The sequence below is a fragment of the Pseudomonas tumuqii genome (assembly GCF_013184545.1).
GTDB classification, from domain to species: Bacteria; Pseudomonadota; Gammaproteobacteria; order Pseudomonadales; family Pseudomonadaceae; genus Aquipseudomonas; species Aquipseudomonas tumuqii.
The window spans coordinates 118335-139424 of record NZ_JAAOJA010000009.1; the positions used below are offsets into that span (position 1 = coordinate 118335).

General features: G+C 64.5%; 21 protein-coding genes. 13 read left to right on the forward strand and 8 right to left on the reverse strand.

Features of this window, described 5'->3' with window-relative positions:
* Positions 1-11 precede the first annotated feature (11 nt).
* The 9 genes from rsfS to lipB all read left to right on the forward strand — a co-directional run bounded on the left by rsfS (position 12) and on the right by lipB (position 8260).
* Entirely contained in the window at positions 12-377 is a 366-nt protein-coding gene (gene rsfS, locus G9C89_RS16930; protein WP_172150361.1) for a ribosome silencing factor, read from the forward strand.
* 12 nt (positions 378-389) lie between these two features.
* Positions 390-857 carry a 23S rRNA (pseudouridine(1915)-N(3))-methyltransferase RlmH gene (rlmH, locus tag G9C89_RS16935; protein ID WP_172150095.1) on the forward strand — a complete coding sequence of 156 codons (468 nt, stop codon included), beginning with the start codon at positions 390-392 and terminating at the stop codon, positions 855-857.
* 39 nt (positions 858-896) lie between these two features.
* On the forward strand, positions 897-2786 hold the full coding sequence (gene mrdA, locus G9C89_RS16940; protein ID WP_172150097.1) for a penicillin-binding protein 2: 1890 nt from the start codon (positions 897-899) through the stop codon (positions 2784-2786).
* A 38-nt stretch (positions 2787-2824) separates the two neighbouring features.
* Complete coding sequence (gene rodA / locus G9C89_RS16945) at positions 2825-3928, forward strand: rod shape-determining protein RodA (RefSeq protein WP_172150363.1); 1104 nt, start codon at positions 2825-2827, stop codon at positions 3926-3928.
* Between the two features lie 18 nt (positions 3929-3946).
* Positions 3947-4957, forward strand: coding sequence for a lytic murein transglycosylase B (gene mltB / locus G9C89_RS16950; protein ID WP_172150099.1), 1011 nt, complete (start codon positions 3947-3949; stop codon positions 4955-4957).
* On the forward strand, positions 4957-5958 hold the full coding sequence (locus G9C89_RS16955; protein ID WP_172150101.1) for a septal ring lytic transglycosylase RlpA family protein: 1002 nt from the start codon (positions 4957-4959) through the stop codon (positions 5956-5958). Before mltB ends, G9C89_RS16955 begins: the two co-directional genes overlap by 1 nt.
* A 124-nt stretch (positions 5959-6082) precedes the next feature.
* Positions 6083-7258: a D-alanyl-D-alanine carboxypeptidase family protein gene (locus G9C89_RS16960; protein WP_172150103.1), complete on the forward strand. Its 1176-nt coding sequence runs from the start codon at positions 6083-6085 to the stop codon at positions 7256-7258.
* 73 nt (positions 7259-7331) lie between these two features.
* Positions 7332-7607, forward strand: coding sequence for a DUF493 domain-containing protein (locus tag G9C89_RS16965; protein ID WP_172150105.1), 276 nt, complete (start codon positions 7332-7334; stop codon positions 7605-7607).
* On the forward strand, positions 7607-8260 hold the full coding sequence (gene lipB / locus G9C89_RS16970) for a lipoyl(octanoyl) transferase LipB (RefSeq protein ID WP_172150107.1): 654 nt from the start codon (positions 7607-7609) through the stop codon (positions 8258-8260). Before G9C89_RS16965 ends, lipB begins: the two co-directional genes overlap by 1 nt.
* Before the next feature lie 271 nt (positions 8261-8531).
* On the opposite strand, the gene lipA is transcribed toward lipB, so the two are convergent.
* Entirely contained in the window at positions 8532-9584 is a 1053-nt protein-coding gene (gene lipA / locus G9C89_RS16975; protein WP_172150109.1) for a lipoyl synthase, read from the reverse strand.
* Positions 9585-9664: 80 nt separating this feature from the next.
* Positions 9665-10372 carry a winged helix-turn-helix transcriptional regulator gene (locus G9C89_RS16980; protein WP_172150111.1) on the reverse strand — a complete coding sequence of 236 codons (708 nt, stop codon included), beginning with the start codon at positions 10370-10372 and terminating at the stop codon, positions 9665-9667.
* 112 nt (positions 10373-10484) lie between these two features.
* Here G9C89_RS16980 and G9C89_RS16985 point away from each other — a divergent pair, with 112 nt between their 5' ends.
* The gene (locus G9C89_RS16985; protein WP_172150113.1) at positions 10485-11426 is read left to right on the forward strand and encodes a carbon-nitrogen hydrolase family protein; all 942 of its coding nucleotides are present in this window, start codon (positions 10485-10487) and stop codon (positions 11424-11426) included.
* A 33-nt stretch (positions 11427-11459) separates the two neighbouring features.
* Positions 11460-11894, forward strand: coding sequence for a GFA family protein (locus G9C89_RS16990; RefSeq protein ID WP_172150115.1), 435 nt, complete (start codon positions 11460-11462; stop codon positions 11892-11894).
* Between the two features lie 15 nt (positions 11895-11909).
* Here the strand turns inward: G9C89_RS16990 and G9C89_RS16995 are convergent, their stop codons facing one another.
* The 5 genes from G9C89_RS16995 to leuS all read right to left on the reverse strand — a co-directional run bounded on the left by G9C89_RS16995 (position 11910) and on the right by leuS (position 18017).
* Positions 11910-13202, reverse strand: a complete 1293-nt coding sequence (locus G9C89_RS16995) for a lytic murein transglycosylase (RefSeq protein ID WP_172150117.1) — start codon at positions 13200-13202, stop codon at positions 11910-11912.
* Between the two features lie 74 nt (positions 13203-13276).
* A complete protein-coding gene (arfA, locus tag G9C89_RS17000) occupies positions 13277-13435 on the reverse strand; it encodes an alternative ribosome rescue factor ArfA (protein ID WP_172150119.1) in 159 nt (52 codons plus the stop codon).
* A gap of 201 nt (positions 13436-13636) precedes the next feature.
* Entirely contained in the window at positions 13637-14683 is a 1047-nt protein-coding gene (gene holA, locus G9C89_RS17005) for a DNA polymerase III subunit delta (protein ID WP_172150121.1), read from the reverse strand.
* A 42-nt stretch (positions 14684-14725) separates the two neighbouring features.
* Positions 14726-15337, reverse strand: a complete 612-nt coding sequence (locus G9C89_RS17010; protein ID WP_172150123.1) for an LPS-assembly lipoprotein LptE — start codon at positions 15335-15337, stop codon at positions 14726-14728.
* 73 nt (positions 15338-15410) lie between these two features.
* A complete protein-coding gene (gene leuS, locus G9C89_RS17015) occupies positions 15411-18017 on the reverse strand; it encodes a leucine--tRNA ligase (RefSeq protein WP_172150125.1) in 2607 nt (868 codons plus the stop codon).
* Between the two features lie 202 nt (positions 18018-18219).
* Between leuS and G9C89_RS17020 the strand changes: the two genes are divergently transcribed.
* A complete protein-coding gene (locus G9C89_RS17020) occupies positions 18220-18672 on the forward strand; it encodes a hypothetical protein (protein WP_172150127.1) in 453 nt (150 codons plus the stop codon).
* Positions 18673-18698: 26 nt separating this feature from the next.
* Complete coding sequence (locus G9C89_RS17025; RefSeq protein ID WP_172150129.1) at positions 18699-19466, forward strand: YdcF family protein; 768 nt, start codon at positions 18699-18701, stop codon at positions 19464-19466.
* Between the two features lie 63 nt (positions 19467-19529).
* Here G9C89_RS17025 and lnt read toward each other — a convergent pair whose 3' ends face one another.
* Entirely contained in the window at positions 19530-21047 is a 1518-nt protein-coding gene (gene lnt, locus G9C89_RS17030; RefSeq protein WP_172150131.1) for an apolipoprotein N-acyltransferase, read from the reverse strand.
* Between the last annotated feature and the right edge of the window lie 43 nt (positions 21048-21090).

The following is a 21090-nucleotide window of genomic DNA, read 5'->3' on the forward strand; positions in this document are numbered from 1 at the left end:
AGAAGCAAAAAATGCTCAGCGCAGACCTGGTCAAACTGGCCATCGCTGCCCTGGAAGACATCAAGGCGCAAGACATCACCACCATCGACGTGCGCGACAAGACCAGCATCACCGACTACATGGTGATCGCCAGCGGCACCTCCAGCCGTCACGTCAAGTCGCTGGTCGACAACGTGCTGGAGAAGGTCAAGGAGCACGGCGTGCGACCGCTCGGCAGCGAAGGCCTGGACTCTGGCGAGTGGGCACTGCTCGACCTGGGCGACATCGTCGTCCACGTGATGCTGCCCACTGCCCGTCAGTTCTACGACCTTGAGCGTCTCTGGCAGGGTGCCGAGCAGAGCCGTGCGCAGTTCAGCTCCGAACCGGAACAAGAGTAAGGGCTTCGCTCCGTGCGGATCAAACTGATTGCCGTCGGCTCGCGCATGCCGCGCTGGGTGGAAGAAGGCTGGCAGGAATACGCCAAGCGCATGCCGGCGGAGCTTGCCCTGGAGCTGGTCGAGATTCCGTTGACCACCCGCGGCAAGAACGCCGATGTGGCGCGGATGATTCGCCAGGAAGGCGAAGCCATGCTGGCCAAGGTGCAGCCGGGGGAACGCATCGTCACCCTGGAAGTCGAAGGGCGGCCGTGGAGTACCGAGCAGTTGGCCGTCGAACTGGACAAGTGGCGCCTGGATGCGCGCACCGTCAACCTCATGGTCGGCGGTCCCGAAGGCTTGGCGCCGGAAGTCCAGGCGCGCAGTGAACAGCGCTGGTCGCTGTCGCCGTTGACCCTGCCGCACCCGCTGGTCCGGATCGTGCTCGGCGAGCAGCTGTATCGGGCCTGGACGGTGTTGTCCGGCCATCCGTACCACAAATGAATGCCCACCCGATTTTCCACCACTAATCAGCAGTCATAGATGCCGCAGCCGATTCGCCTCAAGGACCACGAAAAAGACGCGCGCCTGATTCGCCGGCGTGCCGTGGTCGGTGCCCTGGTGTTTCTGCTGCTGACCGCGGCCCTGGTCGCTCGCATGTATTACCTGCAGGTGGTGCAGTACGAGTACCACTCGACCCTTTCGGAAAACAACCGGGTGCACGTGCAGCCGCTGCCGCCGACGCGTGGGCTGATCTTCGACCGCAACGGGGTGCTGGTCGCCGACAACCGGCCGAGTTTCAGCCTGACCCTGACCCGTGAACGGGCGGGCGACTGGGCGCAGGTGCTGGATGTGATCGTCGAGGTGCTAGCGCTGAGCAGCGATGAGCGCGCGCTGTTCGAGAAACGCGTGCGCCAGGGGCGGCGGCCGTTCGAACCGGTGCCGGTGTTGTTCGAGTTGAGCGAAGAGCAGATCGCCATCATCGCGGTCAATCAGTTCCGCCTGCCCGGGGTCGAGGTGGTGGCGCAACTGGTGCGGCATTATCCCCAGCGCGAACACTTCGCCCATTCGGTGGGCTATGTCGGGCGGATCAACGAGAAAGAGCTGAAGGAACTCGACCCGGTGGCGTACAGCGGTACCCACCATATCGGCAAAACCGGCGTCGAGCGCTTCTACGAAGAGCAGTTGCACGGCGAGGTCGGCTACGAAGAGGTCGAGACCAACGCCCGCGGCCGGGTGCTGCGGGTGCTCAAACGTGTCGATCCGCTGCCGGGCAAGGATGTCATGCTGACCATCGATGTGCGCCTGCAGGAAGCCGCCGAGGCTGCGCTGGGTGGGCGCCGCGGCGCCATAGTGGCGATCCAGCCAAGCACCGGCGAAGTGCTGGCGATGGTCAGTCAGCCGAGTTTCGACCCCAATCCGTTCGTCACCGGCATCAGCTTCAAGGCCTATGCCGAACTGCGTGACTCGATCGACCAGCCGCTGTTCAACCGCGTCCTGCGGGGCCTCTATCCGCCGGGCTCGACCATCAAGCCGATGATGGCCGTAGCCGCCCTGGATGCCGGGGTGATCACCCCCACTTCGCGGGTGTTCGATCCGGGCTTCTATCAGCTGCCCAATCACAGCCACAAGTATCGCAACTGGAATCGCAGCGGCGACGGCTGGGTGAGTCTGGAGATGGCGATCATGCGTTCCAATGACACCTACTTTTACGACTTGGCGCACAAGATGGGTATCGACCGCATGCACGACTACATGACCCGCTTCGGCCTGGGTCAGCGGGTGTCGCTGGACATGTTCGAGGAAACTGCCGGGCTGATGCCGTCGCGTGACTGGAAACGGGCGCGCTACCGGCAGACCTGGTACCCGGGAGAAACCCTGATTCTCGGCATCGGCCAGGGCTATATGCAGACCACGCCGCTGCAGTTGGCCCAGGCCACTGCGCTGATGGCCACCCGCGGCAAGTGGATTCGTCCGCACCTGGCCAAGACCATCGAGGGCTTGCCGCCGGTCGACAGCGAGCCGCTGCCGGATATCCAGTTGCGTGACCTGAAAAGCTGGGATTCGGCGCGTTTCGGCATGGAGCAGGTGATGCACGGCCCGCGCGGTACGGCGCGCAAGGTCGGCGACAGTGCGGTCTATCGGATTGCCGGCAAGAGCGGTACGGCGCAGGTGGTGGCGATCAGGCAGGGCGAAAAATACGATCGCAACAAGGTCCAGGAACGCCACCGTGACCACGCGCTGTTCATCGCGTTCGCCCCGGCGGACAATCCGCAGATCGCCGTGGCGGTGATGGTGGAAAATGGCGAGTCCGGCTCGGGTGTGGCCGCGCCGGTGGTCAAGCAGGTGATGGATGCCTGGCTGCTCGATGACAGCGGCCAGCTCAAGGCCGAGTACGCCACGCCCGTGAGTGCAGAGGTCGGCCAGCGATGAACAGTAACTTCGACCGCGTGCTGTCCAGCGAGGACGTGTTGCGCCGCCGTGCCAGTCTGCTACAGCGCGTGCATATCGACGGCATTCTGCTGCTGCTGCTGCTGATCCTGGCGGTCGGCAGCCTGTTCATTCTGTATTCGGCCAGCGGCAAGAACGTCGACTTGTTGATCAAGCAGGCCAGCTCCTTCGGCATTGGTCTGGCGGGCATGTTTATCATCGCCCAGTTCGAGCCGCGCTTCATGGCGCGCTGGGTGCCTCTGGCTTATGTGGCGGGCGTCAGCCTGCTGGTGGTGGTGGATGTCATGGGGCACAACGCCATGGGCGCCACCCGCTGGATCAATATCCCCGGGGTGATTCGCTTCCAGCCCTCGGAGTTCATGAAGATCATCATGCCGGCGACCATCGCCTGGTACCTGGCCAAGCGCAGCTTGCCGCCGAGTTTGAAACACGTGGCGATCAGCCTGTCGCTGATTCTGCTGCCGTTCGTGCTGATCCTGCTGCAGCCGGATCTGGGCACTTCATTGTTGGTGATCACCTCGGGCGCCTTTGTGTTGTTCATCGCCGGGTTGCAGTGGCGCTGGATTCTCGGCGCGGTGGCGGCGCTGGTGCCGGTCGCCGTGGCCATGTGGTTCTTCGTTCTGCGCGAGTACCAGAAACAGCGGGTGCTGACCTTCCTCAATCCCGAGAGCGATCCGCTGGGCAGCGGCTGGAACATCATCCAGTCGAAGGCGGCGATCGGCTCCGGCGGGGTCTTCGGCAAGGGCTGGCTGCTCGGCACCCAGTCGCACCTGGACTTCTTGCCGGAAAGCCACACCGATTTCATCATCGCCGTGCTCGCCGAGGAGTTCGGCCTGGTCGGCGTTTGTTTGTTACTGCTGGTTTACCTGTTGTTGATCGCGCGCGGTTTGGTGATTACCGTGCAAGCGCAGACGCTGTTCGGTAAGCTTCTGGCCGGGGCGCTGACCATGACGTTCTTCGTTTATGTGTTCGTCAATATCGGTATGGTCAGCGGTTTGCTGCCGGTGGTGGGGGTGCCGTTGCCGTTCATCAGCTATGGCGGTACCTCGCTGATTACCCTGCTGGCAGGGTTTGGCATTCTGATGTCGGTCCACACGCACCGTAAGTGGATTGCACAGGCTTAAATTGGGGTTATGAATTCAATGCACATATTGCGTGGCTGGGCTGCACGGCAAACATCTTGGCTCGGTCTGGCCGCCGCCTTCGCCGTGGTCCAGCCGGCGCTCGCCGCCGATTATCAGGATTCGCCGCAGGTCAGCGAGTTCATCGCCGAGATGAACCGCGATTATGGTTTTGCCTCGGAGCAACTGGGTCGCCTGTTCGCCGAAGTGCAGCGCAAGCAGGCGATTCTCGACGCCATCTCGCGCCCTGCGGAGAAGGTCAAGCCCTGGAAGGACTATCGGCCAATCTTCATTACCGACTCGCGCATCGCCCGTGGCGTGGATTTCTGGCGTGAACATGAAGCGACCCTGGCGCGTGCCGAGGCCGAATACGGCGTGCCGGCGCAAGTGATAGTGGCGATCATCGGCGTGGAAACCTTCTACGGCGGCAACACCGGCAGCTATCGGGTGGTGGATGCACTCTCGACCCTGGCCTTCGATTACCCGCCGCGTGCGCCCTTCTTCCGCAAGGAATTGCGCGAATTCCTCATGCTCTCGCGTGAGGAACAGGTCGATCCGCTGACCCTCAAGGGCTCCTACGCCGGGGCCATGGGCTTGCCGCAATTCATGCCGAGCAGTTTCCGCGCCTATGCGGTGGACTTCGACGGCGACGGTCATATCAATATCTGGACCAATCCGGTGGATGCCATCGGCAGCGTGGCCAGCTACTTCAAGCGCCACGGCTGGCTGCCCGGCGAGCCGGTGGTCAGCGTCGCCACGGTCGCCGGCGAACAGGTCGAGCAGGGCCTGAGCGTCGGCCTCGATCCGCAGCTGAACGTCGACCAATTGCGCCGCCTCGGCTGGTCGAGCAGCGACACGCTGGACGGCGAAATGCCGGTCACCGCCTTCCGCCTCGAAGGTGCCCAGGGCGATGAGTACTGGCTGGGGTTGCCGAACTTCTTTGTGATTACCCGCTATAACCGCAGTGTGATGTACGCCATGGCGGTCAATCAGTTGGCCGAATCGCTGGTCGACGCACGAGGGGCCAATTAATGTCGGGATTGCCGTTCAGATTTGCTGCCTACTCGGCTCTCGCGCTCTTGCTGGCGAGCTGCGCGTCCACCCGCACGCCGCAACCGGTGGCGCCGGTCAAGCCGGGTGCGACTATTACCGGTCCTGGCGACTTCAGTCGTCCGCACAAGGATGGGGCGCCCTGGTGGGATGTCGATGTCTCGTTGATCCCGGATGCGGTACCTATGCCGCATTATGGCGCGGTCAAGGCCAGCCCCTATGTGGTGTTTGGCAAGCAGTACTACCCGATCCCCGACGCGCGCCGCTACCAGGCGGTAGGTCCGGCGTCCTGGTACGGCACCAAGTTTCACGGTCAGGCCACCGCCAACGGCGAAACCTACGACCTGTACGGCATGACCGCCGCGCACAAGACCTTGCCGCTGCCCAGTTACGTGCGGGTGACCAACCTGGACAATGGCAAGAGTGCGATTCTGCGGGTCAACGACCGCGGGCCGTTCTATTCGGACCGGATCATCGATCTGTCCTTTGCCGCTGCGAAGAAACTCGGCTATGCCGAGAGCGGCACGGCGCGGGTCAAGGTCGAGGGCATCGACCCCCATGAGTGGTGGGCCCAGCAAGGGCGGCCGGTGCCTCTGGTGCTGGCCGCGCAGCAAGCGGCCCAGGTCAAGACTGTCCCTCAGCCGGTTGCGCAGCCGCTCGAAAAGTACTCGCCACCCGCCCAGCAGCATGCTGCGGCCGTGCTGCCGGTGCAGATAGACGCAAAAAAAAACGCTTCAGTCGTAGCCTCTGGCCTGTATCTCCAGGTGGGAGCCTTCGCCAATCCGGACGCTGCGGAGTTGCTCAAGGCCAAGTTGAGCGATACGGTGGCTGCCCCGGTGTTCATCAGCTCAGTGGTGCGCAACCAGCAGATTCTCCATCGCGTGCGACTGGGGCCGGTGAGCAGCCGAGGCGAGGCTGAGCAATTGCAACTCAGTGTGCGTTCGGCCAACCTCGGTCAGCCCACGCTGGTCAAGGCGGATTGAGGCGGCACCTTTGCGCAGCGTTTCGGACTAAATACGCGGCTGGAAGCGCAGCATGCTGCGGCTGCCAGCTTCACCTGATTTGCCCCTTGGGGCCTGTTCGACCATTAGTAATCTAGAGAGACAGATGAATATCACCAGCTTTGCCCAACGCGTTTGCTTGTCACTTCTGCTGCTCTGCGCGCCAGCCGCCTGGGCCAGCGAGATGGCGATTCCGGCACCACCGCAACTGGCCGCCAAATCCTATGTGCTGCTCGACGCCGCCACCGGCCAGGTGCTGGTGGATAACAATGGTGACCAGCGCCTTCCGCCGGCCAGCCTGACCAAGCTGATGACCGCCTACATCGCCACCCTGGAAATCCGCAAAGGCAAGATCGGCACGCAGGATCTGGTGCCGATCAGCGAGCACGCCTGGCGTACCGGCGGCGCAGCCTCCGGCGGTTCCACCATGTTCCTGCCGCTGAACAGCCAGGCCAGCGTGGACGACCTGCTGCACGGCGTCATCATCCAGTCGGGCAACGACGCCAGCATTGCTCTGGCCGAGCACATTGCCGGCAGCGAAGACGCTTTCGCCGACATGATGAACGAAACCGCTGCGCGTCTGGGCATGAGCAACAGCCACTTTATGAACGCCACCGGTCTGCCGCATCCGGAGCACTATTCCAGTGCCCACGATATGGCCATCCTGGCCCGCGCCATCATCAACGAAGACCAGGAACACTACGCCATCTACGCGCAGAAGGAGTTCCTCTGGAACAACATCAAGCAGGGCAACCGCAACCTGCTGCTGTGGCGTGACAAGACCGTCGATGGCCTGAAAACCGGCCATACCGAGGAAGCCGGTTACTGCCTGGTGGCCTCCGCCGTGCGTGACGGTGCGCGCATGATCACCTCGGTGTTCGGTACCGTCAGCGAGTCGGCCCGCGCCGCCGAAACCCAGAAGCTGCTGACCTATGGTTTCCGCTTCTTCGAGACCCGTACCTTCTACAAGCAAGGCCAGGAACTGGCCCAGGCCCAGGTCTGGAAAGGCGCCACTCGTCAGCTCAAGGCCGGTCTGGCGGCAGACCTGAGTCTGACCCTGCCGAAGGGCCAGCTGGACAAGCTGCAAGCCGGCATGACCATGAATCCGCAACTGATTGCACCGATCCAGCAGGGTGATGTGATCGGCAAGGTTGAGGTCAAACTGGGTGATGAGGTGGTGCACAGCGCCGATCTGGTGGCCCTGGAAACCGTCGAGGAAGGTGGCCTGTTCCGTCGTCTGTGGGATAGCATTCGTCTGTTCTTCTTCGGGTTGTTCAACTGATAGCGTGACCTGCACGCTCCTGCCGACCCGCAGGGGCGTTGTTGTTGCCACGGCTTACGAGGCCGTTACTGCCATGAGTCAAGCTGACATCAAATCGCACAAAATCGAATTCCCCTGCGCCGATTACCCGATCAAGGTGGTTGGCGACAGTGGTGCCAATTACAAGAGCATGGTGATCGAAATCCTCAGCAAATATGCCAAGGTCGATCTCGGTACGCTGGCCGAGCGCCAGAGCAGTAATGGTAAGTACACCACTGTGCAGCTGCACATCGTGGCAACCGGTGAAGATCAGCTGCGCGATATCAATAGTGCCCTGCGCGCGACCGGTATCGTGCACATGGTGCTCTGATGAGCTTGCCGCTCGGCTTTCGCGAGCTCGGCTTGGTCGACTACGAGCCGACCTGGCAGGCCATGCAACGCTTCACCAATGAGCGCGATGCCGCATCGGCGGATGAGATCTGGCTGTTGCAGCATCCGCCGGTATTTACCCAGGGCCAGGCCGGCAAGCCCGAACACCTGCTGCTGCCCGGCGATATCCCGGTGGTACAGGTCGATCGCGGCGGCCAGGTGACCTATCACGGCCCCGGCCAATTGGTGGCTTACCTGCTGCTGGACGTGCGCCGCTCCGGTCTTGGCGTGCGCGAGCTGGTCAGCCGGATCGAGCGCAGCCTGGTCGATCTGCTGGCCAGCTATGGCGTCAGCGCCAGTGCCAAACCGGACGCGCCCGGGGTGTATGTGGATGGGGCGAAGATCGCCTCGCTAGGGCTGCGTATCCGCAACGGTCGCAGCTTCCATGGCCTGGCACTGAATGTGGATATGGACCTACAGCCCTTCCAGCGCATCAACCCCTGTGGTTACGCCGGCATGGCCATGACCCAGCTGGCCGATCAGGTGACGGGGCCGATAGAGTTTTCCGAGGTCAGTGCGCGGCTGCGTGAACAGCTGGTCAAGCACCTCGACTATGCAGAGCAGCAGACTCTGGCGGGCGCAATAGACGGCTAAGCCTTGGCTTATCCACCGTACTCAGGGATGGAGGGTGGGGAAGCATGACACTGCTCGCTGCGGCCGAAATCGGTAGGGTGCGCCGTGCGCACCAGGCGTTTGGGGCGGCACCGATGTTGTTGGCATTGGTGCGCACGGCGCACCCTACGAAGCCGGCCCCTGCATCTGTGCGCCGATGCGTACGGGAACATTGCCTTTTCAATGGCCTGATTGCGGATAAACAAACGCCTGAGCCCAGGCAAAGCCCGGGGTCAGGCGTTGTGCGGCCCGATCAGTTCAGATTGAGGGTCGGAATCAGGCTGCTGTCGAGCTGCTGGCCCGGCACCGGCACAGGGGCGGCCAGGCCCAGGTTGTTCTTCTCGAACACCTTGTCGGCGCGGTAGCTGGAGCGTACCAGCGGGCCGGCGGCGACTTCCATAAAGCCCTTCTGCAGGCCGAGGTCACGGAAACGATTGAACTCTTCCGGGCTGACCCAGCGCTTGACCGGCAGGTGGTTGCGGGTCGGCTGCAGGTACTGGCCGAGGGTGAGGATGTCCACGCCGATGGCGCGCAGGTCATCCATGGTCTGCAGGACTTCCTCGTCGCTTTCGCCCAGGCCCAGCATCAGGCTGGTCTTGGTCAGCATTGCCGGGCGATGGCGCTTGGCGTGTTCCAGTACGCGCAGGGTCTTCTCGTAGCCGGCGCGGGGGTCGCGCACTTCATGGGTCAGGCGCTTGACCGTCTCGACGTTCTGCGCGAACACCTCCAGGCCGGAGTCCACTACTCGCTCGATGGCCTGCAGATCGCCGTCGAAGTCCGGGGTCAGGGCTTCCACCACCACCTGCGGGGTGCGCTCCTTGATCGCCCGTACACAGGCGGCGTAGTGGCTTGCGCCGCCGTCGTCCAGATCGTCGCGGTCCACCGAGGTCAGCACGATATAGCGCAGCGCCATCAGCTCCACCGACTTGGCGGTGTTCTGTGGCTCCTCCTGATCCAGCCAACCGTTGGGGTTGCCGGTGTCCACCGCGCAGAAGCGGCAGGCACGGGTGCACACCGAACCCATCAGCATGATGGTGGCGGTGCCGTTGGACCAGCATTCGCCCATGTTCGGGCAGTGGGATTCCTGGCACACGGTGCTCAGGCGGTGTTCGCCGACATTGCGCTTGACCGCTTCGAAGCGGCTGCCGCCGGGGGCCTTGACCCGCAGCCACTTGGGCTTGGGTTCGAACACCTGGGGTTCGCTCGAGGCGCGGCGCTTCTGCCCGTCCTTGATCGCGGTGATGCCCTGGGTGGTGCGGAATTTTTCGCCGCTGGCGACGGTTTTTGGCGGGGAGGTATCGGACATCGGCAATCTGGGCTCCGCTAGAGGCTCCGTGGACGAGGCGGCTTGTGGCCGCCGCGCAGTTTATCACAGAAGCTGACCGTTCAGTCCGTCGAGCGTCGTGCGGCCTGAAGGGCCTGGCGGCGGGTGCTGGCGAAGGCGCTGGTGCCGAGCCAGCGCCAGAGTTGTTGTACATCCGCGGGTTTCCCCAGCACCCGCAATTCGCCGTTCTGCAGCACTTGCTGGGGGTTGCGCTCGCCGCTCCAGATATCGGTGAGGGCGCGTACGCTGGCATCCACCACCAGGCAGGGTTCGCGGCCGGGATCGTCGCGACACAGGTCGGCCACCCCTTGCTCGACTAGCAGCCACCACTGCTGCTCGCCAGGCCGCGCGTCGCGGAAGCTGAAGTGGATGACCACCGGTCGCGGCGGGAACTCGGCGATGCGCACGAAGCGGCGCACATCCCACATCAGCAGGCCGGCGTCGAGTTCGTCGTCGCGCAGGCGACTGCCAATCCAGTGCGCCCCCCAGTGGCCGAGCGCCATGATGATCGGGCGCAAATCCTCGCCCGCCTCGGTCAGGCTGTACTCCCAGACCTTGCCATTGGCCGTGCGCCGCACCACGCCGAGCTCCTCCAGGTGGCGCAGGCGCTGGCTCAGCAGGCTGGTGGACATGCGCGGTACGCCGCGGTGCAGGTCGTTAAAGCGTCTGCTGCCGCACAGCAACTCGCGCACCAGCAGCGGCGTCCAGCGCTCGCACAGCGCCTCGGCGGCGCGTGCGACCGTACAAAACTGCCCATAGCTGACGTCCATCATGCCGTCCAAGATGATCCCAACACTTCAGATTCTGGACTAGTACGGTCGATTTGCCAGGCGCAGGCTGAGGCTGTCGATAGCCAATAGCGTCCACGCAGAGGAGGTCATCATGAGCATGATTGCCATCATCCAGCGCCCACCCGTGTTGCTCGATCGCGCCGCGACCCTGGCGCGGGCACTGCAGTCGGTCGCCGAAGCCGCCGCGGCGGGAGCCGCGCTGGTGGTCTTGCCCGAGTTGTTCATTCCCGGTTACCCGTCGTGGATCTGGCGCCTGGCCCCGGGCCGGGATGGCGCGTTGCTGAGCCAGCTGCATGCGCGACTGCTGGCCAATGCCGTGGACCTCGCCGGCGCGGATCTCGACCCCCTGTACCGGGCGGCCCGCGAGCATGGCGTTACCGTGGTCTGTGGGCTCAATGAGTGTGAGCGGGGCCGGGGTGGCGGCACCCTCTACAACAGCGTGGTGGTGATAGGTGCCGACGGCGCGCTGCTCAATCGCCACCGCAAGCTGATGCCGACCAACCCCGAGCGCATGGTGCACGCGGTCGGCGATGCCGCGGGGCTGCGCACGGTGGATACTCCGGTCGGTCGCCTGGGCACGCTGATCTGCTGGGAGAACTACATGCCGCTGGCACGCTACGCACTTTATGCCCAGGGCGTGGAGATCTACATCGCGCCGACCTACGACAGTGGCGACAGTTGGATCGGCAGCCTGCGCCACATTGCCCTCGAAGGCCGCTGCTGGGTGCTCGGCAGTGGCACCGTGCTGCGCGGCAGCGACATTCCCGGGGACTTTCCCGGCCGCGAGCAGCTGTTTGCCGATCCGCAGGAATGGATCAATGATGGTGATTCGCTGATGGTCGATCCCATGGGTCGGCTGGTGGCCGGTCCGTTGCATCGCGAGGAAGGCATTCTGTATGCCGACATCGATGTCGCCCAGGTGGCGCCGGCGCGGCGCACCCTGGATGTCAGCGGGCATTACGCGCGCGCCGACATCTTCGAATTGCAGGTGCGGCGGACGCCGGCCTGCAGCCTGCGCCAGATCGACGACTAGCCGTCATGCCGTCTGTACAAGAGGAGAACAAGCATGAGTAGCGAACAGCTTTACCAGGGCCGCTGTTTCTGCGGCGCGGTCGAATTCACGGTCAGCAGCGAGCCGGTGGCGATGGGCTATTGCCACTGTCAGTCATGTCGGCAGTGGTCGGCAGGGCCGGTCAATGCCTTCACCCTGTGGCCGCCCGAGGCGCTGAGCGTGACCCGCGGCGCCGATAATATCGACAGCTACAACAAGACGCCGGGCAGTAGCCGCAAGTGGTGCAAGCGCTGCGGCGGCCACCTGTTTACCGAGCACCCGGGCATGGGCTTGGTCGATGTGTATGCCGCGCTTATCCCGCAGCTGACGTACCGGCCGGCGCTTCACGTGCATTATCAGGAGGCGGTACTGCCGATCAGGGATGGGCTGCCGAAGCTGCGGGACCTGCCGGCGGAGATGGGCGGCTCGGGACAGAGCATGGCCGAATAGTTCGGCCATGCTCGCTCAGAGTGGTGAACGCAAGCGCACCAGCAGCTCCTGGGTCGGGTAACCGTCGGCCGGCCAGCCCAGTTGTAGCTGGAAGGCGCGCACGGCCTTGCGCGTGTTGGCGCCTATGATGCCGTCGGCCGGTCCCGGCTCCAGGCCGTACTGGGCCAGCAGTTCCTGCAGTTCGATGCGCTCGCTGCGCCCCAGTTGGCGCTCCTCGCGGGGCCAGGCGGCACCTACGCCTTCGCCCCCGCGCAGGCCGTCGGCCAGCAAGCCGATGGCCAGGGCGTAAGCGGTCGAGTTGTTGTATTTGAGAATGCTGCGGAAATTGCTCAGCAGCAGGAAGGCCGGGCCGCGATGACCGGCCGGCAGTTGCAGGGTCGCCATGGTTTCGGCTGCCAGGTACTGGGGTGGCGGCGTGAGCGGTTCGATGCCCAGCGCTGTCCATTCGGCCAGACTGCGGCGCACTTCCGGGTCGGCCAGGCTGTAGTCGAAGGCCTGCGGCAGGCGCACCTCATAGCCCCAGGGTTGGCCTTTCTGCCAGCCCGAGGCCTGCAGGTAATGGGCGGCCGAGGCCAGGGCGTCGGCCGTGGAACTCCAGAGGTCGCGGCGGCCATCACCGTCGAAATCCACGGCATGTTCGTTGTAGGTGGTGGGCATGAACTGGGTCTGGCCCATGGCACCGGCCCAAGAGCCGACCAGACGTTCCGGGGTGATGTCGCCATGCTGGAGGATCTGCAGCACGGCAAGCAGCTGGCTGCGCCAGAACACCTGGCGGCGGCCTTCGTAGGCCAGGGTGGCGAGCGAGCGGATCACGTTGTGCGTGCCGATATTGCTGCCGAAGTTACTCTCCAGGCCCCAGATTGCCACCAGGGTTTCGCGGTCCACGCCGTAACGTGTTTCGATGCGCGCGAGGGTGTTGCCGTGTTGCAGCAGCAGGCTTTGGCCGCGGGCGACGCGCTGGGGGGAAACAGCGCCATCCAGGTATTCCCACACCGGACGGGTAAATTCCGGTTGGCTGCTGTCGGCGACCAGTACGTCGGGATTGGGGCTGACGCCGGCGAAGGCACGATCGAACAGCGCGGGGTCGATGCCGGCGGCAATCGCATCGCTGCGCAGCAGGGCGCGCCAGTCGGCGAAGCTGAGTTTTGCGGCGGCAGGCGCCGGCTCAGGCTGCTTGTTCGAGGTGCTGCTCGGGCTGTCGGCAACAGTGGCCAGCGATTGCGCGGGCGCTTCGGCACAAGCCGTCAGGAGCAGAAGGAGGCAGGCCGAGGTGATGTGGCTCAGGCTGCGAAGTAGCAGGTTGGGCATGGTGGTCTCAAGGCGTTTTTTTGCAGGCCGCTACCTTAGCACGGTTGAGCTGCCAGGCGGGCCACAGCAGGGTTTCAGGCGGCCAGAAGGACTGAAGCCTCCCAGTTTTGCTGGGAGGCTTCGCGGCGGTAGCTGCCTTTGCCTTTGCCGGGTTTTTCCTGACGACAGCGGAACAGCGGCTGGGCAATCAGGGATTTGGCCCTGTTCGGGTGCTGTTTGCGGTTTTTGGCCATGCTGGATCCTCATTGGCGGCCCGCGAGGCGCGGGTGCGTGAATGATGATCCGTTGGTTAAAAAATGTCCAGCCGACAGCCGGAAGGGACGCTGGAAGGCTGGGCGAAACGCCCGATCGCCGGAAACAGCGGCGGCGGTTGAAAAGCGCTCAGACTCGGGGCGCAATCCTTTCCAGCTTCCCCGGATACAGTCGTGGGCGGGTTACCGTCCGGGGTCGCTGGGCAGGCTCAGGCGTTGCCCGCACAGGCTCAGGGTCAGCATGCGCAAGCCGCTCCAGGGATCGCCCGCGGCCTGACCCTTGATCTGCGCGTCGATGCGCTGGGCGTCCTGCAGAAGCGCGGCCCAGCGTGCGGCGGAAAGACGCTGCAGGGCCTTGCTGACCAGTGGTCGGCGTTTGTCCCAGACCGGTGGACGCGCCGAGCTGAAGGCCTTGTCCAGCGGCATGCCCTGGCCGTATTGCTGGGCGATGGTGGCGAGCAGGCGGATCTCGCGAGCCAGCGCCCAGAGAATGACCGGCGGCTCGACTCCTTCGCCGCGCAACCCTTCGAGCATGCGCAAGGCGTGGGCGGCTTCGCCATTGAGCGCCGCATCGATCAGGCCGAACACGTCGAAGCGGGCACTGTCGGCCACCGCGGCGTGCACCGTGCTGACCTCGATCTGCCCACCGTCGGCGAGCAGCTTGAGTTTCTCGATTTCCTGGGCGGCGGCGAGCAGGTTGCCTTCCACGCGCACGGCGATCATCTCGACCGCCTCCTGGCTGGCGCTCAGGCCTGCCTGGGCCAGGCGTTGGCGAATCCATTGCGGCAGCTGGTGGGCATCCACCGGCCAGATCTGCACGAATTGACACTGCGGGCCGTCGATCAGGGCCTTGGCCCACTTGGTCTTCTGTGCGCTGCCGTCGAGTTTTGGCAGGCTGATCAGCAGCACGGTGTCTTCCGGCGGGCGCGCCAGGTATTCGAGCAGGGCGGCCGCGCCCTTGTCGCCTGGCTTGCCGGAGGGCAGACGCAGCTCCAGCAGGCGCTTGTCGGCGAACAGCGACATGCTGGCGCCGGCCTGCAGCAGGTTGCCCCAATCGAAGCTGGCGTCGGCGTTGAATACCTGGCGTTCACTGAATGCCTGCTCGCGGGTGGCGGCACGAATCGCGTCGCAGGCTTCCTGGCACAGCAGCGGTTCGTCGCCACTGACCACATACACCGCCGCCAGGTTGCCCTGGAGGTGTTTGCCGAGTTGTGCGGGGTTGAGTTTCATCGGGCGCTAACAGGCGGGACCGCGGCTGCGACCCCGGCCGGTCTACTGGCTGGGGGTCGGCAGTTGCACGGGCGACTGCTGCGGCTGGGCGGCTTCACGCTGGCGCGCGGCCTCCAGGGCATCGGCTTCGGCTTTGGCCTTGGCTTCGGCGCTCTGTTGCAGCTGGTCGAGCTGGGCCGGGGTGACCTGTTGCAGGCGCTGCACCAGTTGCTGCACCAGCTCGCGGCGCATTTCGCTGCGCAGTTGCACTGCTTCCTGGTCGGAGCCGACCAGGTTGTTGCCGTCCTGGGCGTAGAAGTTCTGCGCTTCCAGCTGGTTGCTGGTCAGCAGCAGGTTCTGGGCGCCACGAATCTCGTAATCGAGGGTCATGGTCAGTTCGTATTCGGCCGTGCGTGCCGAGCTGGTGTAGCTGGCGGTGCGCTGGTTTTCCTGCTCGTCGCTCAGCACCAGGTGATAGGCGGCACCGGGGTGGACGCGCACGCCGTTGTCTTGCAGCACTTCACGCACCTGCTTGAGCGTATCGCCATAGGCGTTGCGCGCGCTGACATCGAGTTCCTTGAGGGCGAACTCGACGTCACCGGTGCCGCGCAGCTGGAAGCCGCAGGCGCTGAGCAGCGCAGCGAGACCGATTACCAACAGATTCCGTTTCATCATCTTTGCTATCCCCTTGGCCAACCTCTCGACGCGCCGCTTGGCGCCGCGTCGAGCTTTGTCGGTTGGCGACTATTTAGTTGGCGACTATGTTGACCAGCTTGCCCGGCACCACAATCACTTTGCGGATGCTCAGGCCTTCGGTGAAGCGCAATACGTTTTCGTTGGTCCGTGCCGCTGCTTCGACTTCCTCGCGGGTGGCCGCGGCCGGCATGTCGATATGGCCGCGCAGCTTGCCGTTGACCTGGATCACCAGCTGCAGGCTGTCCTGCACCAGCGCCGACTCATCCACTGCCGGCCACTGGGCGTCGATGATCGCGCCCTGGTGGCCGAGTTCCAGCCACAGTTGGTGGCTGATGTGCGGGGTGATCGGGGCCAGCAGCAGGGCCACGCTTTCCAGGCCTTCCTGGAGCAGGGCGCGATCCTGGGCGGTGTCTTGGGCGGCCTTTTCCAGCACATTCATCAGGGTCATCACCTGGGCGATGGCGGTGTTGAACTTGTGGTGCTGGCCGATATCGACGCTGGCTTGCCTGATGGCCAGGTGGATGGCGCGGCGCACCTCTTTCTGCGCGTCGCTCAGGCTGGCCTTGTCCAGCCCGCCGGGCAGGCCCTGGCTGACATGGGCCTGGGCCAGACGCCAGACGCGACGCAGGAAGCGGCTGCCGCCCTCGACGCCGGAGTCCGACCATTCCAGGCTCATGTCCGGTGGCGAGGCGAACATCATGAACAGCCGGCAGGTGTCGGCGCCGTAGGCATCGATCATGGCTTGCGGGTCGACGCCGTTGTTCTTCGACTTGGACATCTTCTCGGTGCCGCCGATCTCGACCGGCAGGCCGTCGCTTTTCAGCTTGGCGGCGATGACCTTGCCCTTGGCGTCGCGCTCGATTTCCACGTCGGCCGGGTTGAACCAGTCCTTGCCGCCGTTTTCCAGCACGCGGTAGTAGGTGTCGGCCACCACCATGCCCTGGGTCAGCAGGTTTTTGAACGGCTCGTCGGAGTTGAGCAGGCCTTCGTCACGCATCAGCTTGTGGAAGAAGCGCGCGTAGAGCAGGTGCAGAATCGCGTGTTCGATACCGCCGATGTACTGATCCACCGGCAGCCAGTGGTCGGCAGCGGCCGGGTCGACCATGCCTTTGCTGTACTGCGGCGAGGCGTAGCGGGCGAAGTACCAGGACGATTCGACGAAGGTGTCCATGGTGTCGGTTTCGCGCTTGGCCGGCGCGCCGCAGGTCGGACAGCTGCACTCGTAGAAGTTCGGCATGCGCGCCAGCGGCGAACCGGCGCCGTCCGGCACCACGTCTTCGGGCAGCACCACCGGCAACTGGTCTTCCGGCACCGGCACGTCGCCGCAGCTGTCGCAATGAATGATCGGGATCGGGCAGCCCCAGTAGCGCTGGCGGCTGATGCCCCAGTCGCGCAGACGGAACTGGGTGCGCGATTGACCGAGGTTTTTCTTCTGCAGGGCGACTTCGATGGCGTCGAAGGCACCCGGGAAATCCAGGTCGTCGAAGTCGCCGGAGTTGATCAGGCTGCCGTGCTCGCCGTAGGCGTCCTGCCAGGGCGCGGGCGTCTGGTCGCCGGCACTGGTGCGGATCACCGGCTTGATCGGCAGGTGGTACTTGTGGGCGAACTCGAAGTCGCGCTCGTCGTGGGCCGGTACCGCCATCACCGCGCCGTCGCCGTAGTGGATCAACACGTAGTTGGCGACCCACACCGGCAGCTTTTCACCGGTCAGCGGATGTTCGACGAACAGGCCGGTGGGCAGGCCTTTCTTTTCCTGGGTGGCCACGTCGGCTTCGGCGACGCTGCCGCTTTTGCATTCGTGGATAAAGGCCTGTAGCTCGGCATTGCCTTGCGCGGCCAGCGTCGCCAGCGGATGCTCGGCCGCCACCGCGACATAGGTCGCACCCATCAGGGTGTCGGGGCGGGTGGTGAAGACTTTCAGTGCGCCGGCCTGGCCGATGCTGGCGAGGTCATAGGGGAAGCTGACCTCCATGCCGCGGGATTTGCCGATCCAGTTGCGCTGCATGGTCTTGACCTGTTCCGGCCAGCCATCCAGGTCGTCCAGACTGCTCAAGAGTTCTTCCGCGTAGGCGGTGATCTTGAAGTAGTACATGGGGATTTCGCGTTTCTCGATCACCGCGCCGGAGCGCCAGCCGCGGCCGTCGATGACCTGCTCGTTGGCCAGTACGGTCTGGTCCACCGGATCCCAGTTGACCGCGCCGTTCTTGCGGTAGATCACGCCCTTCTCGAACAGGCGGGTGAACAGCCATTGTTCCCAGCGGTAGTAGTCCGGCTTGCAGGTGGTCACTTCGCGCGACCAGTCGACGGCCAGGCCCAGACTCTTCAGCTGGGTCTTCATGTACTCGATGTTTTCGTAGGTCCACTTGGCGGGCGCGACCTTGTTCTTCATCGCGGCGTTTTCCGCCGGCATGCCGAAAGCGTCCCAGCCCATCGGCTGCAGCACGTTCTTGCCGAGCATGCGCTGGTAGCGGGCAATCACGTCACCAATGGTGTAGTTGCGCACATGGCCCATGTGCAACTTGCCGCTGGGGTAGGGGAACATCGACAGGCAATAGAAGGTTTCCTTGCCTGGCTGTTCGCTCACTACAAAGGATTTTTGCGAGTCCCAGTGGGATTGCGCGGCGGCTTCGATTTCGCGTGGCTGATACTGTTCGTGCATGGCTACTGGCGCTAAGGAAAGGGACTTTCGGGAAACGCCGTAGCATACATGACCCCCCGCAACTGAGGGAAACCCTGATTGCACTGCAAGGCAGGCGCCAAGGCCGACGCATCGCCGTTTGTCGCGGCGCCGGGCTGGTTCAAAGCCTGCCGCTAAGCTTGATATATGAGCCGGACGATCGAGTCCGGCATGAGGTGACTGGATGGGTGAATTGCGACGAGCAGAGGCGTCGGGGTCGGGGGGGCTATATGAACGGTTGTTGCAGCGCCTGTCAGTGGCGCTGGATGAAGCCGACAATATGGCTCGTCTGTCTACCAAGGCGCCGAATGAGTTGGAATTGCGCGACCTGACTGCGGCTGAATTGGAGTTGATTCGTGCCTATATGGATCATGACCTGAATTGGTTGCGTGGCTGGCATGCCGCGGCCGAGGAGTTGGCGGTGATCGAACACTGGCCCGCGCGCGCCGCCAAGACCAACCGTGCCACGCTGAGAACGGCGGGTAAGCCACTCGGCAAGATCAAACCGCTGGTCAAGCGCCGGGTGCAGTTGTGTTGCGCACTATGCGGTGTGGTTGCCAACTGGCGCCCAGGCCAGGGCGTGCACGCCTGCACTTCCTGTGGTTCGCAGCTGTTCCGGGCGAGCGATCAACGTTAGGCTGCCGGGCACCCGGGAGGTGTCCGATGGCTATTCGATACATATTCAAACAACTGTTGCTGCCGCCGGGCGTCTTGCTGCTCGCGTTGCTTGTCGCCTGGTGGTTGCGCAAGCGTTTTCCGCGCGTGGCCGCCAGCTGTTTCGGCCTGGCGCTGGGCGGGCTGTGGTTGATGAGCCTGCCAGTCGCGGTGGAATGGTCGGCGCGTCTGCTGGAGCGTGAGCCGGCGCTGGCCGAGGCCCGCTGGGTCGATCTGGCGCAGCAGGTGGATGCGATTGTCGTGCTCGGTGGCGGGCGCGAGCAGGGTGATCCGGCCTGGGGCGATGATCAGCCCAGTTCGATGGCCCTGGAGCGCCTGCGCTATGCCGCACGCCTGGCCAAGGCCTCGGGCGTGCCGCTGGCGATCAGTGGCGGCCTGCATTATGGCCAGCCGCCCAGCGAGGCCGCCCTGATGACTCGGGTGCTGGCGCGTGATTACGGCCTGTCGGTGCGCTGGCAGGAAGAGGCGAGCCGCACCACCTGGGAGAACGCGCGCCACAGCGCCGAACTGTTGCACAAGGACGGGGTCGAGCGTGTGTTGCTGGTCACCCAGGCCTGGCATATGCCCAGGGCGCGCTGGTGTTTCGAACAGGCGGGTTTTCAGGTGGTGAGCGCGCCGGTTGGCTTTCTTGGCGTAGCCAACGGCCGCCCTGCCGGTGGCTGGCTGCCGGAAAGCAAGGCGCTGTGGCAGAGCAGTCTGTTGCTCAATGAGGCGCTGGGCTTGTTGATCTATCCCTGGGTCTACGGCCAGCCGTAAGTTGCAGTCCGTAGCCCGGATAAAATCCGGGCTACGCAAGCAGGCAGCTCGTCCAATCGGCAGCTACAGCGTCCTGGCCATGCGTCCGGCCAGCAGCGCCCAGGCGAACAGCAGGGTGCAGAGGGCCAGCAGCGGCCAGCCGCGCCAGTACAGGTAAGGCGTCAACTGTTGCATGGGCACCACCTCGCCATAGAGCACGCCTTGTTCGAACTGCGGCAGTTGCTCGGTGATCCGGCCGAAGGGGTCGATCAGTACGGTCATACCGTTGTTGGTCGCGCGGATCATCCAGCGTCCGGCTTCGAGGGCACGCATCTGGGCCATCTGCAGGTGCTGCAGCGGGCCGATCGAGCTGCCGAACCAGGCGTCATTGCTCACCGTCAGCAACAGCTCGCTCTGTGCGGCGAGCCCCGCGGCGAATTCCGGGTAGACCACTTCGTAGCAGATGAAGGTGGCGATCTTGTAGCCCTTGGCCTGCAGCAGCGGCTGCTCGGGCGAGCCGCGGGCAAAATCCGACATCGGCAGGTTGAAGAAGGCGATCAGCCCGCGCAGCACTTCCTGCAGGGGCACGTACTCGCCGAAGGGCACCAGTTTCTGCTTGAGGTAGTCACCGTCGCCCTGGCCGAACACGCTGACCGCATTGTAGTAGCGCGGCTCGCCACGCGCGTTGGCCTGGCGGATCGGCACGCCGGTGATCAGCGCGGCCTGGCGCTCGTTGGCGAAGCGATCCATGGCGTCGAGATAGCCGGCGGCCTGTGCCTTGAGTACCGGCACCGCTGTCTCCGGCCAGATGATCAGGTCGGTCGGTGCGGCGCTGAAGCTCAGGTCGCGGTACAGCGCCAGTTGGGCGTTGAGTTGGGCCGGATCCCACTTCAGGTTCTGCTCGATATTGCCCTGCATGGCCGCGACCTTGAGCGGTTCGCCGCCAGGCGTAGTCCAGGCGTGACCCTTGAGGGCGAGGCCGGCGATCCAGGGGGCGGCCAGCAGCATGGCTGTGGCGAGAAAGGCCTTGCGCGCGCGCAGTTGCGCCAGGTTGACCAGCAGCGCGGCGCTCAAGGCCAGGACGAAGGACAGCAGCCATACCCCGCCGATGGGCGCGAGTCCGGCCAATGGGCCGTCGAGTTGGCTGTAGCCGGCGTAGAGCCAGGGAAAACCGGTGAGGAACCAGCTGCGAAAGGCTTCCTGGGCCAGCCACAGGGCGGCGAAGGCCAGGGCATCGGCCAGTGGTGCTTCGCTGCGGCGCAGCCAGCGCGCCCACAGCCAGGCGGCCAGGGCCAACAGCAGGCCCAGGCCGGCGACAAAGCCGAGGGTCAGAAAGGCCGCCAGGGCCGGCGAGGCGGCGCCGTAGTCATGGATGCTGACGTAGACCCAGCTGGTGCCGGCGGCGAACAGGCCGAAGCCGTAGTACCAGCCGCGCCACGCCGCCTGGCGTGGGTTGAGGTCGCGCAGGCCGAGATAAAACAGGGCAATCGAGAGCAGTGCCAGCGGCCACAGGTCGAACGGCGCCAGCGCCAGCGGGGTGATGGCGCCGGCCGCCAGGGCGATCAGGTTGCCCGGCCAGCCGGAGCGAGTTATCCAGTGCATTGTATGCAGATCCTTGGATTGGAGGTGGCGCAAGGGTAGAGCG

Coding starts and splice junctions, on each gene's coding strand:
- G9C89_RS16980 (WP_172150111.1), bottom strand. CDS start 10,372: ATGGACGTCAGCTATGGGCAGTTTTGTACGGTCGCACGCGCCGCCGAG.
- G9C89_RS17010 (WP_172150123.1), bottom strand. CDS start 15,337: ATGATGAAACGGAATCTGTTGGTAATCGGTCTCGCTGCGCTGCTCAGC.
- lipB (WP_172150107.1), top strand. CDS start 7,607: ATGAGCTTGCCGCTCGGCTTTCGCGAGCTCGGCTTGGTCGACTACGAG.
- holA (WP_172150121.1), bottom strand. CDS start 14,683: ATGAAACTCAACCCCGCACAACTCGGCAAACACCTCCAGGGCAACCTG.
- G9C89_RS17020 (WP_172150127.1), top strand. CDS start 18,220: ATGGGTGAATTGCGACGAGCAGAGGCGTCGGGGTCGGGGGGGCTATAT.
- rsfS (WP_172150361.1), top strand. CDS start 12: ATGCTCAGCGCAGACCTGGTCAAACTGGCCATCGCTGCCCTGGAAGAC.
- G9C89_RS16960 (WP_172150103.1), top strand. CDS start 6,083: ATGAATATCACCAGCTTTGCCCAACGCGTTTGCTTGTCACTTCTGCTG.
- mltB (WP_172150099.1), top strand. CDS start 3,947: ATGCACATATTGCGTGGCTGGGCTGCACGGCAAACATCTTGGCTCGGT.
- leuS (WP_172150125.1), bottom strand. CDS start 18,017: ATGCACGAACAGTATCAGCCACGCGAAATCGAAGCCGCCGCGCAATCC.
- G9C89_RS16995 (WP_172150117.1), bottom strand. CDS start 13,202: ATGCCCAACCTGCTACTTCGCAGCCTGAGCCACATCACCTCGGCCTGC.
- lnt (WP_172150131.1), bottom strand. CDS start 21,047: ATGCACTGGATAACTCGCTCCGGCTGGCCGGGCAACCTGATCGCCCTG.
- G9C89_RS16985 (WP_172150113.1), top strand. CDS start 10,485: ATGAGCATGATTGCCATCATCCAGCGCCCACCCGTGTTGCTCGATCGC.
- G9C89_RS16955 (WP_172150101.1), top strand. CDS start 4,957: ATGTCGGGATTGCCGTTCAGATTTGCTGCCTACTCGGCTCTCGCGCTC.
- G9C89_RS16965 (WP_172150105.1), top strand. CDS start 7,332: ATGAGTCAAGCTGACATCAAATCGCACAAAATCGAATTCCCCTGCGCC.
- G9C89_RS16990 (WP_172150115.1), top strand. CDS start 11,460: ATGAGTAGCGAACAGCTTTACCAGGGCCGCTGTTTCTGCGGCGCGGTC.
- mrdA (WP_172150097.1), top strand. CDS start 897: ATGCCGCAGCCGATTCGCCTCAAGGACCACGAAAAAGACGCGCGCCTG.
- G9C89_RS17025 (WP_172150129.1), top strand. CDS start 18,699: ATGGCTATTCGATACATATTCAAACAACTGTTGCTGCCGCCGGGCGTC.
- arfA (WP_172150119.1), bottom strand. CDS start 13,435: ATGGCCAAAAACCGCAAACAGCACCCGAACAGGGCCAAATCCCTGATT.
- lipA (WP_172150109.1), bottom strand. CDS start 9,584: ATGTCCGATACCTCCCCGCCAAAAACCGTCGCCAGCGGCGAAAAATTC.